This window comes from Streptomyces sp. NPDC029122 (genome assembly GCF_055569445.1).
In genome coordinates this window covers 16,617-30,772 of sequence record NZ_JBVHWK010000013.1, presented here as the reverse complement: position 1 = coordinate 30,772, position 14,156 = coordinate 16,617, and the positions used below count along the sequence as shown (strand labels likewise).

Sequence of the window (14,156 nt, the reverse complement as noted above, 5' to 3'; positions counted from 1 at the left end):
CCCCCGCGGGATGCGCGCGCGCCCCCCCCCCCCCCCCCCTCCTCCCCCCCCCCCCTCCCCCCCCCCACCCCCCCCCCCCCCCCCCCCCCCCCCCCCCCCCCCCCCCCCCCCCCCCCCCCCCCCCCCCCCCCCGACCCCCCTCGGGTAGGTCTCTATCCACCCGCGGCCCCGGATTCACCCCTTCGAGCAGGCGCTCGGAGTGAAGGCGGGGAGCGTACGGGGGCGCTTTCCTCCGGCGTCCTTTCGGCGCTGATCTTCACTTGCCTACCGTCGTGAACACGGGTCCCGCGGCGGGAGAGTGGTGCGGCGATGAGGGACGAGGTCACAGGCGGTACGCGGGGTGCCCGCTCCGGCGCCTGCGCGGGCGCCGCGGAACTCGTGACGGTCCGGGACCCGGCCGGACGGCCGCGGGGCACCGGCTTCGTGGCCGACGACCGCGGCACGGTGATCACCAGCCACGAGGCCGTCGACGGACTGGCACGGGTGGTGCTGCGCGCGTCCGGCGCCGGGGAGCGGACCTGGGTGGCCGGGGCCGATGACGTGACCGCCCTGCCGGAGCTCGGGCTGGCCCTCGTACGCAGCGACGGACTGGGCGTGCGGCCGCTGCCCGTGGCGATGCGCGAGGCGATCACTCCGGGGACGTACGTACGCCTCCCCGCGCGGGGCTGGCGCCAGGCGCGGGTACTCGGGGCCGGCGCGGAGGTCACCTACACCTCGGCGGACGGCTCCCGCCTGCTCCCCGCCACCGTCGAGCTGGCCATCGGAACGGCCGGCCGGGACGCCCTGCGGCTCGGCGGCGAGGTCCGCGGGGGGCCGGTCCTCGACGCGGCGACCGGAGCGGTGCTCGCGGTACTCGGCACCGCTCTCCGAGCGGAGCACCGCTCCGGGAGCTTCGCCGTCCCCCTGCGCGCGGCCGCCGCGGCCGCCCCCCGGAGCCCCCTCGCGGCGCTGCTGGAGCGCAACTCCGCCACCGTGCCGGGCTACGGCGACGACCTCAACCTGGCCGGCGCCCTGGAGCTGACCGCCACCACCCTCGGCACGGCGCACCCCCCGGCCGGCGCCGCCGAACCCGCACCCGACCCCGTGCCCCGCCCCCGGATCGCCGCCGCACTGGCCGCCTTCACGTCCGCGGAGGCCCCCGTACTCGGCCTGGTCGGGATGCCAGGCACCGGCCGCACCACCGCCCTCGCCGCCCTGGCCGCCGACCGGGCCCGCGGCCCCCGCCCCGCGCCGACGCTGTGGCTGCGCGGAGCCGACCTGCGCGACGGCGACGGCTCGCTGGCCGACGCCGCGGCCCGGGCGCTGGCGGCGGCCGGCCGCATCGTCTCCGCCGCGGCCGCCGGACCGCGACCGGCCGGGCCGGCACCCGCGCCGTCCGGCAGCGCGCCCTCCGGCTTCGCCTTCCCCGGGACCCCGGCCGGCTTCGCCCCGCCGCCGGGCGCGCCCCCCGGGGGCACCGCCGAGCGCGTCGCCCGGCTCGCGGCTGCCGCCGGACGGGCCCTGCTGGTGGTGCTGGACACCCCCGAGGAAATGCCGCCCGGGCTCGCACACCGCCTGGAGCCGTGGACCGCCGCCACCGCCGACTGGCTGCGCCGCACCGGGGCCCGGCTGGTGGTCGCGGCCCGGCCCGAGTACTGGGAGCGGGCCGGCGGCCTCTACCCGCCGGAGCTGCTGCACACCCCGGCCGGCGCCGTCCGGCGGCTGCCGCCCGCGCTGCCCGTCGGCGACCTGACCCCCGAGGAGGCGCGCACGGCCCGCGCCCGGCTGGGGATCCCGGACGACGCGGTGCGGGAGGCCGACGCCGGGCATCCGCTCACCCTGCGCCTGCTCGCGGGGATCCGCGCCGCCGAGGTCACGGCGGGCCGCCCGGGCCGCGACGAGGTCTTCTCGGCGCACCTGGACCTGGTGGCCCTGCGCGTCGCCGTCCGGATCGCGGCGGCGGCGGCCGGCGCGGGGCGCGGTCCCGGGGTGCACGGCCCCGGGGTGCGGCGGCTGGCCGCCCGGGTGGCGGGGCGGGTGCACGAGGCCGCCCGCCGGTGCCTCGGCCCCGGGCAGGGCCAGCTGGACCGGGCCGCCTTCGAGGAGCTGTTCCCCTGGCGCACCGGCTGGGCCTCCGCCGTCCTCGCCGAGGGGCTGCTGGTCCCGGCGGGCCCCGGCTACCGCTTCGCCCACGAGGAGCTGTCCGACTGGCTCCAGTCCGCGCACCTCGACGTCCCGAGCGCCCTGGACCACCTCGTGCACCACGGCCCGGCCGCGGCGGGGCCGCCCGTACCCCGGCACCGCATCGGACCCGTGCTGGAAGCCCTGCGCAGGCTCCCGCCCGCCGAGGCCCGCGGCAGCCTCGACGCCCTGGTGGGCGCCCTGAACGCCTTCGCCGAACAACGCGCCGCCGGGTCCCCGGACCCCGTCCACCCCGACCGGGTCTGGTGGGCTTCCCGGCTGCTGCGCGGCACCCTGCTCGGCGCCGCCGACGCCACCGCGCACCTGCCCGTCCTGCACGCCCTCGCCGAGCACGTGGCGCGGGCCGGCTCCGGCGAGTTCGGCGGCTGGTTCTGGAACAGGCTCCGGCTGCCCGAGTCCGACCGCCTCGACCTGCTGCGCCGCCTGCTGCCCTCCGACCACCACTACCTCGAGGCCGCCGCCCGCCGCCTGACCCGCGCCCCGCGGCTCGTCCAGCCCCTGGTCTGCGCCTGGTTCACCGACGAGCGCCGGCTGCGCGGCCGGCCCGGGGCCACCGTCGCCACCGCGGCGCAGGCCCTGCTGCACACCCACCGCCGCCTCGCGGTGGACGACCTCACCGAGGCCCTGGTCGGCGCCGCGCACCCGCGGGCCGACGAACTCCTCGCGGTCCTCGCGGAGGACGAGCCGTCCGCCCTGTGCCGGGCCGTCGCCCGCTGGGCGCAGGAAGAGCGGCCCGAACGGCGGGTGGCCGCCGCCGCGTACGGACCCGCCACCGCCCCGCACGTCCGCACCCCCGCCGACCGGGAGCTGCTGCGCCGCGCCGCCGAGGCGCTCCTCGACCGCCCCGGCGACACCGGCCTCCGGGGCGGCGCCCTCGCGATCCTGCTCCGCGACCCCCAGGCGCGGGCCCGCTGCCTGCCCGACGCCCTCGCCTGCTTCCGCGACCCCGCAGGCGGTCCCCGGCTGCCGGCTTCGGCACTGGTCGCGGCACTGCCCGTACTGCCCGACCAGGACGCGGTGTTCGCCGCGCTGCGGGCCCGGGCCGACGGGGAGGTGGTCCGCGCCCTGGCCGCGCTCACCACTCCGGGCCTGGCCCGCCGCGCGGGCGACCTCGTACGGGACCACCTCGCCCGCCATCCCGAGGACGCCCCGCACGCCGCCGCCTTCGTGGACCGGCGTCTGGACCAGGGCCCGGCGGCCGGCCCGGTGCTGCGGCCCCTGGTCCTCGGCCTGCTGCGGGCCGGCCCGCAGCCGGTGCGGGCCGCGCTGGCCGGCGTACTGGCCGCACCCGGGGCGCAGTCCTCGTACCCGCTGCGGGCCGAGCTGGCCGACGTCCTGCTGCGCGAGGAGACCGATCCGCAGGTGCTCGGCGCCTTCCTGGCGGGGCTCGCCGCCGGGAGCCGCCGGCGCCCGGAGCTCCGTACCCGCGAGCTGCTGCGGCGCACCGGCCGGCAGCTGCTGCGGGCACCGGGCGGGCCGGCGGTCTTCGAGCACCGCACCGTGGAGCTGGCCCGGGCCGATCCGGTGTTCGGGGGGCTGGTGTCCCGCTGGCTCACCGAGGCCGCGACGGAGGCGGCGGCGCTGCTCGGGCCGGGCGCCCGGCGTACGGTGGAGACTCTTCGTAGGGCCGCGCCGGACATTACGTGAGGCGGGGAGGGATTCCGGCCAGAGCCGATGCGGGGCACCGGCCGACGGCATGGCAGTCTTAGACCTGCAATCGGCAATTCGGTACAGGGACTACACGGGTTCGGGCGAGGAGCGGTCACAGTGCAGCGCTGGCGTGGCTTGGAGGACATCCCCCAGGACTGGGGACGCAGCGTCGTCACCATCGGCTCCTACGACGGTGTGCACCGGGGACACCAGCTGATCATCGGACGCGCCGTGGCGAAGGCCCACGAGCTGGGCCTCCCGGCGGTCGTCGTCACCTTCAGCCCGCACCCGAGCGAGGTCGTGCGCCCCGGCAGCCACCCGCCGATCCTGGCCCCGTACGACCGGCGGGCCGAACTGATGGCCGGTCTCGGTGTCGACGCGCTGCTGATCCTGCCGTTCACGGCGGAGTTCTCGCAGCTGTCCCCGGCCGACTTCATCGTGAAGGTGCTGGTCGACAAGCTGCACGCGCGCGCCGTGATCGAGGGCCCCAACTTCCGCTTCGGCCACCGGGCCGCCGGGAACGTCGACTTCCTGAGCGAGCTGGGCTCCACCTACGACTACGAGGTCGAGGTCGTGGACCTGGTCGAGCGCGGCGAGGCGGGCGGCGGCGTGCCGTTCTCCTCCACCCTGGCCCGCAGGCTCGTCGCCGAGGGGGACATGGAGGGCGCCGCCGAGATCCTGGGCCGCCCGCACCGGGTCGAGGGCATCGTGGTGCGCGGCGCGCAGCGCGGGCGCGAGCTCGGCTACCCGACGGCCAACGTGGAGACGCAGCCGCACACCGCGATCCCGGCGGACGGGGTGTACGCGGGCTGGCTGACGGCCGACGGCGAGCGGATGCCCGCGGCGATCTCGGTCGGTACGAACGTGCAGTTCGACGCCACCGAGCGGACCGTGGAGGCGTACGCGATCGACCGTGTCGGGCTGGACCTGTACGGCAAGCAGGTGTCCGTCGACTTCCTGTCCTACGTGCGGGGGATGGCGAAGTTCGAGTCGCTCGACGGGCTGCTCGAGGCCATCGCGGACGACGTGAAGCGGGCGCGGGTCCTGACGGACACCTTCGACGCCGCGCGGCGCTGACGGCGCTCCTGGCCCATTGCGAAGGGCCCCTGCCGTCCTCGGGACGGCAGGGGCCCTTCCGTGTGTCCGGATCCGCTACCCGAGGCGCGGGTCGCGCGGGGGCTGACCGGGGTACTGCGGCGGCTGGGCGGCCGGCGGCTGCTGCCCGGCCGGGGGCTGCTGCCAGGGCTGGCCGGGCTGCGGGTAGGGCTGCTGGCCGTACGGCGGCTGGCCCTGGGGCTGCTGGTACGGGCCCTGCGGCTGTGCCTGGGGCGACTGCTGCTGGGGTTGCGGCACCGGCTGGTGGCCGTGGGGTGCGCCCCAGTGGGCCTGCGCGGCCTGCTGCTGGGCTCGTACGAAGTCCTCCGCGACCAGGGCGGACAGGTTGAAGTACGCCTCCCGCGTCTTGGGCCGCATCAGGTCGAGGTCCACCTCGGCGCCGGCCGCGAGGTGCTCGTCGAACGGCACCACGACGACGCCGCGGCAGCGGGTCTCGAAGTGCTGGACGATGTCCTCGACCTTGATCATCTTGGCGGTCTCGCGGACCCCGGAGATGACGGTGATCGAACGCGAGACGAGGTCGGCGTACCCGTGGGCCGAGAGCCAGTCGAGCGTGGTGCTCGCGCTGCTCGCGCCGTCCACGGACGGCGTGGAGATGATGATCAGCTGATCGGCCAGGTCCAGGACGCCGCGCATGGCGGAGTAGAGCAGTCCGGTGCCGGAGTCGGTCAGGATGATCGGGTACTGGCGGCCCAGTGTGTCTATGACGCGGCGGTAGTCCTCGTCGTTGAAGGTCGTCGAGACCGCCGGGTCCACGTCGTTGGCGATGATCTCCAGGCCCGAGGGGGCCTGCGAGGTGAACCGCCGGATGTCCATGTACGAGTTGAGGTACGGGATCGCCTGGACCAGGTCGCGGATCGTCGCGCCGGTCTCGCGGCGGACACGGCGGCCGAGGGTGCCGGCGTCCGGGTTCGCGTCGATGGCCAGGATCTTGTCCTGGCGCTCGGTCGCGAGGGTGGCGCCGAGGGCGGTGGTCGTCGTGGTCTTGCCGACGCCGCCCTTGAGGCTGATGACGGCGATGCGGTAGCAGGACATCACCGGCGTCCGGATCAGCTCCAGCTTGCGCTGGCGGTCGGCCTCGGCCGCCTTGCCGCCGAAGCGGAAGCCGGAGCGGGTGGGCTTGGGCTTCTGCTTGGCCCGGAGCAGGCGGTCGGAGGACAGCTCCACGGCGGCGGTGTAGCCGAGCGGAGCGCCGGGGCCCTGGCCGGGGTGGGGCTGCTGCTGGTACGGACCCTGCTGCCACTGCGCCTGGGGCTGCTGGGGCTGCTGCGGCTGCTGCGGGAAGCCGTACCCCTGCGGGGGCTGCGGAGCCTGCTGCTGCGGCGGGAGGGGCGGGAAACCGTAGCCCTGCGGGGGCTGCGGTGTCGGTGCCTGCGGCTGCGGCTGGGCTTCGGGGGCGGCGGGCGGGAAGCCGTAGCCCTGGGGCGCCTCGGGCTGTGTCCGGGGCTGCTGGGGCCGCTGTTCCGGGGCGGAGGGCGGGAAGCCGTAGCCCTGGGGCGCGTCCGAGGAGGCGAACGTGGGCGGCAGCGGCGGCAGTTCGGCGCCGGGTCCCCCGAACGGAGTATCCGCGGGCCCGGGGACCGGAGTTCCCTCGGCCGGGGTGGGCGTCCGCACGGGCGCGGGCGCCGCTTCCCCGGCGGCCGCCGCGAACACCGGGGGTACGGCGTCCACCGGAGCGGGCGCGGAGGCGGGCGCCGCCTCCACCCGGGCCGCGGCCCCGTCCGGGCCGGCCGGGCCGGACGCGGCGGCCGGTGCGGCCGGCCCCGCCGGGGCTTCGGGCAGCGCGGGCGCCGCCGTGTCCGCGGCCGGGGGCTCGTCCTCGGCGAACGGAGCCGGCACGGCGATGGGGGCCACGGTGGGCACCGCGAACGGCGCCGGGGGCTCCGCCTGGAAGCCCGCCGGGGTGTCCGCGGGCAGCGCGGGCAGCGGCGCCGGTCCCCGGGGCGCCTCGGCGGCGCCCGTGTCCCGCCGGGCGGCGGACGGCTCCGCGGGTGCCGCTTCGCCCGCGGCGGCGAGGGCCGCCGGATCCGGCGCGCCGGCCGGGCCCGCCGCAGAGGTCCCGGCCGGGGTGGGGAACGGAGCCGGAGCCGCGTCGGGAAGTCCCGCCGCCGGGGCCCCGGCCGCCTGCCCCGCCGCCCCGGCATGCGGGCCCGGGGCCCCGGCCCCCTGCGCGGAGAACGCGGGTCCCTGGTTCGGGGTCTCCTGCGCGGGGAACGCGGGCGCCCCCGACGGGGCCCCGCCCTGCGCCGGGAAGGCGGCCAACGGGTCGGGCGACGCGGCCGACGGCTGCGACGCGGACGGCACCGAAGGCACCGACGGCGCACCGGCGTCGGCCGGGCGCTGCGACGCCGGCGCGATCCGCATCGTCGGCGCCGAGACCACGTCCGCCGGGCGGTGGGGTTCGAAACCGCTGCCCTCGGGCAGCCCGGGCAGCCCCGCCACCGGCGCGGGTGCGCCCTGGGTGTACCAGGCCGGCGGGGTGTAGTCGATGGTGAACTCGCCCGTCACTTCGGGCTCCGCGTCGGACTGATCGTCCGTCGGGACGTCCCACGTCCCGCCGCGCCTCTCGTTCCGATCGCCGCTCACTGGTCCTCCTGGTCTGTCGAACACCGGTCGGCGCCCACCTCGACGCCGCGCCCGCGCCCAGCCTAATCGCGCCCCGCGCCCGAAAGCCCCCGAGGTCGCGCCCCCGTACTCCTGCCTACAGGCCGCTCGGGCCCGGGGCAACCGTCATCACGCACCGCGTCAGTCGATGCGCCGCGCCGCACCGAGCAGCCCGGTCTCCGCTTCCGTACCCTGCGTCATCACGAACTTCCGGTCCCGCGGCGTGCACCACAGCGTCACCCCGTCCCCCAGGGTGGGCAGCGACTCCACCGCCGTCCCCGGCAGCCGCATCAGCACCCCGATCCGCGCCGCCTCGTCCGGCGACACCCGCTGCACCCCGGCCAGTGACGCGTTCCGCAGCAACCGCGGCGCGGCCGGGCTCAGGTACGGCAGCAGCGTCAGCACCGACTGCCAGGGCCCCGCCGCCACCCGTCCCCTCGGCGGCCGCATCCCGCAGTCCCGGACCACCAGCACCGGGCTCCCCGCCGAGGCGCCCTGCGGCGGGACCCGGCCCACGTCGTGCAGGGTCACGCACTGCTGCCCGCCGCCGGCCGCCCGGGCCAGCGCCGACCACACGGACGCGCGCCCGGTCTCCACCGCGACCCGGGCCCCGGTCGCGGCCGTGCGCAGGGCCAGTACCTGGGCGGTCCACAGCCCGCCGATCAGCGTGACCTCGTACGGCGTGGGCCGGTTCACGCCGAGCACCGCCGGCCGTCCCGCGGCGTCCACGCCGATGACGACCCCGTCGTCCCCGACGGGCAGCGCCAGCGCGTCCAGGTCCGCCGCGGGGACCACGTGCCGCTCCCGGCGGGGGCCGATCAGCCCGAAACCGCCCCGCACCCCGGCGCGTACCGTGCCGCTCATCGCGCTCCTCCCAGCGGCAGCGAGGCCAGCAGCCCCGGCACCTGTTCCCGGTCGAGCCGCACCAGCCCGGTCCGCACGCCCCGCGCGGTCCGCTCCAGTTCCCGCCGGGCAGCGACCAGTTCCTCGTCGCTGCGTCCGGTGATCCGTACGTGCCCGGTCAGCGTCACGTCCCGCCGCCCGGCCGGGGCCAGCGTCAGGCTGAAGTTGGTCGCCAGGGCCGGCAGCGAGGTGAGCAGCGCCACGAACTGGGGGAGCCCGGCCCCGGCCCCGCCCAGCTGCGGCCAGCGGCCTATCCAGTAGGTGGTGTGGCGCCGGTCGTCGCAGCGCCAGGTCCGCGGGGTCTCCTCCGTGCGCCGGCCGGTGCTCGCCGAACGCCCCGCCTGGGTGATCGCCATCGGGCTCGCGCAGGAGGAGGTCGCCAGCGCGCCCGTCAGCTCCTGCTCCGTCAGCACGGTCGCCCGGAAGCCGGCCCCGGTCAGCCGGCCGGCCAGCTGGTCGGCAGCCCGCACCACACAGCGCTGCGCGCCCGCGAGCCCACCGCCGCGCGCGGCGACGGCCTCCGGGCACAGCTCGGGGTCGAGCTTGAGCGCGATCCACGTCAGCCGCACCGCCGGGGCGCCCGTACGGGCTTGCAGGGGCGCGTAGTTGAGCGTCGCCAGCGACCTGGGAGGCAGGTGCGGGGCCGGGGCGGGCTGGGTGTGCTGGACCAGCTGCGCCGACTCCAGCCGGATGCCGTCCACCTCGAGGACGTCCCGGACCAGGGACAGCGGCAGCGGCCGCTCCGTGCGGTCGGGCCGCAGCGCGGTGGCGTCCGTGTCCACCTGGACCACGGCCGTCAGGAAGGTCCCGTCGCCGACCAGCCCGACCGGACGCCGGTCACGGTCCGCGAAGGCCGTGGTCCGCAGTGCCGGATCGGCCTCAACGAGCGGCGCCAGCCCCGGCTCGGTGCCCACGGGCACGGTGAAGGAGGCGGCCCTGCGCCGCCTGGCGCGCAGCGCGAGGGCGCCGCCGATCCATTCGGGCAGGGAGCGCCGGCGGCGGCGTACGAGGGCGAGCAGGGCCAGGACCACCGCCAGGACGCCGGCGGGCACCAGCAGCAGCGGTTCGACCGCCCGGGCCACGAGCAGCACGGCGGCCGCCAGCTGGAGGAGTACGAGCTGTTGCAGTCGGAACGGACCGAAGCGGCCCGGGCCCGACCGCGGCTGCGGCGTGACCCCGCCGCGGGCGGGTGCGGCCGCAGCCGCCGGCGGCGCCGTCGCGGTGGACCTCACGGATTGCACCTCCCCTGACTCGCGGGCGGAGCCCAGGAGTCCGGTGCCGCGCGGGCGCGGCCGCCCGGCACCGGATTCCCCTCGTCCACCCCAACCGCCCTGAATACCCGGTCCGGAGAGACAGCCGGCTCACCGGCACCTGCCGACCCTCCGTCAAGAGGCATAGTAGGTCCCCGGTCCGACAACCACGGCGCGGCGAGCGGCCCCACCGGCCGGGCCGTGCGGGGGAGAAGCAGGCGGTCATGGCATCACGGCGTGATGAGCTCAACGCGTACACCTTTGCGAAGCGGCGCACCGTGGCCGCGTTCCTCCAGCCCTCCGCCACGGGTACCGAGGAGGGCGCCCCCCGCCCGCTGCGCGCGGTCCTGCCCGGAGTGGTGACCGGTGCGCTCCTGGTCGCGGGCTTCGGTGCCTGGGGCATGTTCAGACCGCAGGCCCCCGAGGGGTGGAACGAGCCCGGGGCCGTGGTCGTCGTCGGCAAGCAGTCGACGACCCGGTACGTGGTGCTGACCACCAGGGTCAACGGCAAGGACCAGCCCCGGCTGCACCCCGTGCTGAACCTGGCCTCGGCGCGCCTGCTGCTGGACCCGCGCAGGTTCAAGGTCGTCCACGTCGACGACAAGGTGCTGGACGCGGGCAAGCCTCCGCGCGGGCCCGTCATCGGCATCCCCTACGCCCCCGACCGGCTGCCCGCCGGGGCGGACGCGGCCAGGCCCAAGCGCTGGGCCGTGTGCCAGCGGCCCGGCGGCAACGACCGCGGCGTACAGACCGCGGCCTTCGTCCTCGCCGACCGCGAGGCGGGCCTGATGGACGGCGCGGACCGCACCGCCGACACCCAGGTGCTGTACGTCCAGAGCACCGGTGGGGCCAAGGAGCGCTACCTCGTCGACTCGGCCGGCCGGAAGTACAAGTTCCCCGAGGGGCGGCCGGATTCCGCGACCCTCACGACGGCCCTGGTCGGCACCGGCGCCACCCCGCAGCCGGTGACCGAGGAGTGGCTGGCCACCCTCGACCCCGGTGACGACCTGGCCTTCCCGCAGCTCCCCGGCACCCCCGGAGCGAACTCCGCCGCCCCGGGGCCGGGCGGCGGCACCGGCAGGGTCGGCATGGTGCTGACCGCGCAGACCGGCTCCGGCACCCAGTACTACGTGGTGCTGCCCGACCGCATCGCCCCGGTCTCGGAGTTCGTGGCCTGGCTGGTGATCTCCTCGCCCGCGACCGGCGGCCTCGGCATGCACGGCAAGGCCCGCGAGACCGACCTGCGGTACCTGAACCCGGACGCGCCCCCCCTTCGAGACCGACGCCAAGTGGCCCCGACGCCGCGGCACCCAGGTCAACCGGGTCGCGGACACCCCCGGCGCAGCCCAGGCCGGTGAGCGGCGCGACACCGTGTGCAACGTCCTGCGCTCCGTCGACGGCCGGGGCAACCAGACGCTGAGCACCTGGGCCGGCACCGGCTTCCCCGTCGACATCACCGCCAGCGGCACCAGCTCGTACGTCACCCCCGGCACGGGCCTGCTCTACACCCAGGTCCACGGCCGCCAGACCACCGCCGGAGGGGCCATGTTCCTGGTCACCGACACCGGCCTGCGGTACGCCGTCCAGGCCAACGGGGACAGCGACGCCGAGCAGTCGGGGATCGGGGCGCCGGCCGCGCGGGCACAGGGCGGCACCGGCGACGGCCGGCCCGAGCCCAGCCAGGCCCAGGTCCGGCTCGGCTACGGCGGGATCGTGCCCGCCATGGTGCCGATCGCCTGGTCGGAGTTCCTCTCCAAGGGACCGCGCCTGGACACCAACTCGGCCCGCCAGCCGCAGGGTTCGTGAGGGCTCCCGCCATGCCGCAGCCCTCCCGCGCCGCCGTGGCGGCCGCCCTCGCCCTGGTCGCCCTCGGCACCGCGGAGTCCGCGCAGAGGTCCCCGTACGCCCTCGCCCTGGACGGCGCGGGCGAGTGCGCCTTCCCGATGAAGAAGCAGATCGCCGACCGGCCCTGGGCCCTCCAGCGGGTCATGCTGGACGCCCTGTGGGCCCGTACCAAGGGCGAAGGGGTACGGGTCGCGGTCATCGACACCGGCGTGGACCGCGCCAACCCGCAGCTGTCCGGCGCCCTCGACACCGGCGCGGGCCGCGACTTCGTGGACACCAAGGGCGGCGACGGAACGAACGACACCGTCGGGCACGGGACCAAGGTGGCCGGGCTGATCGCGGCCCGCCCCCAGCAGGGCACCGGTTTCGTCGGCCTCGCCCCCGAGGCCACCGTCATCCCCATCCGGCAGAACGACGGCCAGGGCAACGGCAACGCGGCCACCCTGGCGCAGGCCGTCGACCACGCCGTCGCCAAGGGCGCCCACGTCATCAACATCTCCCAGGACACCGACGCCGCGCTGACCGCCGACTCCGAACTGGGCAAGGCCGTCCAGCGGGCCCTCGCCGCCAAGGCCGTGGTCATCGCGTCCGCGGGCAACGACGGTCTGAACGGGCAGAAGCGCAGGACCTACCCGGCGGCCTTCCCCGGAGTCCTCGCCGTGGCCTCCTCCGACCGCAACAACGAACGGGCCGCGTTCTCCCAGCCCGGCGACTTCATCGGGGTCGCCGCCCCCGGCGTCGACGTGGTCTCCACCGTCCCCGGCTTCGGCCAGTGCGTCGACCACGGCACCAGCTTCTCCGCTCCCTACGTCGCCGGGGTCGCCGCCCTGCTGCGCGCCGAGCACCCGCGGTGGACCCCGCAGGAGGTGGTCTGGCAGATCCAGAACACCGCCGAACGCTCCGTCAACGGCCGTGACGACTACGTCGGATGGGGGGTGGTGGACCCCGTGCGGGCCGTCACCCAGGACCAGGGGACCCCCGGGCCCCCCGTCCCGGACCCCGGCCCGCCCCCGGCGGCCGCACCCCGCGCGGCGGCCCTCGCGACGTCGGAGACCCCGCAGGAACGCGAGGAGCGGATCGGTACGTACGCCCTGGGGGCCGCGGGGGTGCTCATCGCCGCCACCGCCGGGACCGCGACCGTCGTACGGGACGCCCGCCGCGGCCGCCGGAGCCGTTTGCAGTGAACGGCCACGGACCGGCCGCGGAGACGGACCATCGGTGCGGGGCGGGCCAACCGAACTGACTAGAGTGACGCCAGGCTTCACGACTGTGATCGGGGATCCGTGTGAAGCGGAGGGGGAAGTCCGGTGTCACTGGCGCGAATTGGCGCCCCCGGCATCCGCTCCGCCACGCAATCCGCCGGTTCTGCCGGGGAATGGACATGTGAGGAGCTTCGGATGACGAACAATTTCGGACTCGCGGACGATCCGGTCGTCAAGGCGGCCAACAAGATCTCCGAGACGGCCAACGCCGTGACCAGGCAGGCCCGTGAGCTGGCCGACATCCTCGCCACCGCGCACGCGGGCTGGACCGGTGTCGGCGCGGGCGGCTTCCGGAAGGCCCAGTCGGACCTCAACCTCGACCACGACGAGATCCGCCGGCTGCTCACCGTCCTGCACGACGCCGTCGCGCAGACGAAGAACCTGACCAACGCACAGGACGAGGACGTCCGCGCCACGTTCAACACCGTCAACGCCGGCGCCGGGACCGGCGGCCGCTCGGGCCTCGACAGCATCTGACGCCCGCCCGCCCCCGCGCACCCCAAGAGCCCGAAGGAGAAGGACATGGCAGGCAACGAGGACGGCCACACCCGGGTACGGTACGAGAGCGTCCAGCAGATGGCGGACCGCATCCGCGTCGTCTCCAGGAACATCCTCAAGGACCTGGAGGAGATGGAGTCGGCCGTGAAGGTCGTCACCGACACCTGGGACGGCGAGGCGCACGTCGCGTACCTCGACCTCCAGAAGAAGTACCATGCCCGCGCCGACCACATGCAGAAGCAGCTGGAGTCCGTCGCCCAGCTCATCGAGCGCGGCAAGGGCGACTACCGCGTCACCGACGTGAAGGCCTCGCGCCTGTTCACCGAGGCCTTCTGAGCCCGACCGGCACGCCGAGGGGGCACGCCCCGCACGGGCCGCGCCCCCTTCGCCGTACCCGGCGGGCCTCAGGTGAGGTCGAACTCCCCGTCCCGGGCTCCGAGCACGAAGGCCTCCCACTCGGCCGCCGTGTAGCGCAGCACCGTCTCACGGTCCAGCGACGACCGCATCGCCACCGCCCCCTCGGGCAGCTTGGCGATCTCCACCCGCTCCTCGTCCGGGCTGGTCCCGGGAGGCCCCTGCCACTCGACGTCGCTGATGTCGAGCGCGTACAGCTCGTCCTTCTCCTGCTGGGTGCCCATGTGCGGCCCTTCCCGTCGGTCGTGCGGTGCTGCTCGGTCTTCGCTGCCGATTATCGGCGCAACGCGGCCCCGTGGGGAGCCGTTTCCGCCCGATCACCGGGAGCCGCCGCGGGCCGGGCCCGAGGCCCTGTCGTCAAAGTCCCGCCTGGCCCGCGACGCCCGGCACCGCACCTCGCCGCGTTGTCGGGGCACCCGAGTACGTCCAGTAC

9 protein-coding genes and 1 pseudogene are annotated in these 14,156 nt (G+C 76.5%); 6 read left to right on the top strand and 4 right to left on the bottom strand.

Translation table 11 applies throughout. From position 1 onward, the window contains the following. Positions 1 to 309: 309 nt before the first annotated feature. Positions 310 to 3,828 (top strand): serine protease, encoded by a 3,519-nt coding sequence (locus ACZ4WZ_RS17130; RefSeq protein WP_467890943.1) that lies wholly within the window; start codon positions 310 to 312, stop codon positions 3,826 to 3,828. Positions 3,829 to 3,948: 120 nt separating this feature from the next. Next, positions 3,949 to 4,908, top strand: coding sequence for a bifunctional riboflavin kinase/FAD synthetase (locus ACZ4WZ_RS17125; RefSeq protein WP_467890941.1), 960 nt, complete (start codon positions 3,949 to 3,951; stop codon positions 4,906 to 4,908). Between the two features lie 75 nt (positions 4,909 to 4,983). On the opposite strand, the gene ACZ4WZ_RS17120 is transcribed toward ACZ4WZ_RS17125, so the two are convergent. From ACZ4WZ_RS17120 to eccE, 3 genes are all read right to left on the bottom strand, one after another. Next, on the bottom strand, positions 4,984 to 7,533 hold the full coding sequence (locus ACZ4WZ_RS17120; RefSeq protein WP_467890940.1) for an SCO5717 family growth-regulating ATPase: 2,550 nt from the start codon (positions 7,531 to 7,533) through the stop codon (positions 4,984 to 4,986). Between the two features lie 159 nt (positions 7,534 to 7,692). After that, positions 7,693 to 8,415 carry a hypothetical protein gene (locus ACZ4WZ_RS17115; protein WP_467890938.1) on the bottom strand — a complete coding sequence of 241 codons (723 nt, stop codon included), beginning with the start codon at positions 8,413 to 8,415 and terminating at the stop codon, positions 7,693 to 7,695. After that, positions 8,412 to 9,686, bottom strand: a complete 1,275-nt coding sequence (gene eccE, locus ACZ4WZ_RS17110) for a type VII secretion protein EccE (RefSeq protein ID WP_467890935.1) — start codon at positions 9,684 to 9,686, stop codon at positions 8,412 to 8,414. Before eccE ends, ACZ4WZ_RS17115 begins: the two co-directional genes overlap by 4 nt. A 242-nt stretch (positions 9,687 to 9,928) precedes the next feature. Here eccE and eccB point away from each other — a divergent pair. The 4 genes and pseudogenes from eccB to ACZ4WZ_RS17090 all read left to right on the top strand — a co-directional run bounded on the left by eccB (position 9,929) and on the right by ACZ4WZ_RS17090 (position 13,645). Further along, positions 9,929 to 11,510: pseudogene (eccB, locus tag ACZ4WZ_RS17105) on the top strand (type VII secretion protein EccB). Between the two features lie 11 nt (positions 11,511 to 11,521). Further along, complete coding sequence (gene mycP / locus ACZ4WZ_RS17100) at positions 11,522 to 12,733, top strand: type VII secretion-associated serine protease mycosin (RefSeq protein ID WP_467890932.1); 1,212 nt, start codon at positions 11,522 to 11,524, stop codon at positions 12,731 to 12,733. 213 nt (positions 12,734 to 12,946) lie between these two features. Beyond that, entirely contained in the window at positions 12,947 to 13,288 is a 342-nt protein-coding gene (locus ACZ4WZ_RS17095) for a hypothetical protein (protein ID WP_467890930.1), read from the top strand. Between the two features lie 45 nt (positions 13,289 to 13,333). Continuing rightward, positions 13,334 to 13,645: a WXG100 family type VII secretion target gene (locus ACZ4WZ_RS17090; RefSeq protein WP_467890927.1), complete on the top strand. Its 312-nt coding sequence runs from the start codon at positions 13,334 to 13,336 to the stop codon at positions 13,643 to 13,645. 68 nt (positions 13,646 to 13,713) lie between these two features. On the opposite strand, the gene ACZ4WZ_RS17085 is transcribed toward ACZ4WZ_RS17090, so the two are convergent. Beyond that, positions 13,714 to 13,947 (bottom strand): DUF397 domain-containing protein, encoded by a 234-nt coding sequence (locus ACZ4WZ_RS17085; protein WP_079430064.1) that lies wholly within the window; start codon positions 13,945 to 13,947, stop codon positions 13,714 to 13,716. Between the last annotated feature and the right edge of the window lie 209 nt (positions 13,948 to 14,156).

Coding starts and splice junctions, on each gene's coding strand:
- ACZ4WZ_RS17130 (WP_467890943.1), top strand. CDS start 310: ATGAGGGACGAGGTCACAGGCGGTACGCGGGGTGCCCGCTCCGGCGCC.
- ACZ4WZ_RS17115 (WP_467890938.1), bottom strand. CDS start 8,415: ATGAGCGGCACGGTACGCGCCGGGGTGCGGGGCGGTTTCGGGCTGATC.
- mycP (WP_467890932.1), top strand. CDS start 11,522: ATGCCGCAGCCCTCCCGCGCCGCCGTGGCGGCCGCCCTCGCCCTGGTC.
- ACZ4WZ_RS17095 (WP_467890930.1), top strand. CDS start 12,947: ATGACGAACAATTTCGGACTCGCGGACGATCCGGTCGTCAAGGCGGCC.
- ACZ4WZ_RS17090 (WP_467890927.1), top strand. CDS start 13,334: ATGGCAGGCAACGAGGACGGCCACACCCGGGTACGGTACGAGAGCGTC.
- ACZ4WZ_RS17085 (WP_079430064.1), bottom strand. CDS start 13,947: ATGGGCACCCAGCAGGAGAAGGACGAGCTGTACGCGCTCGACATCAGC.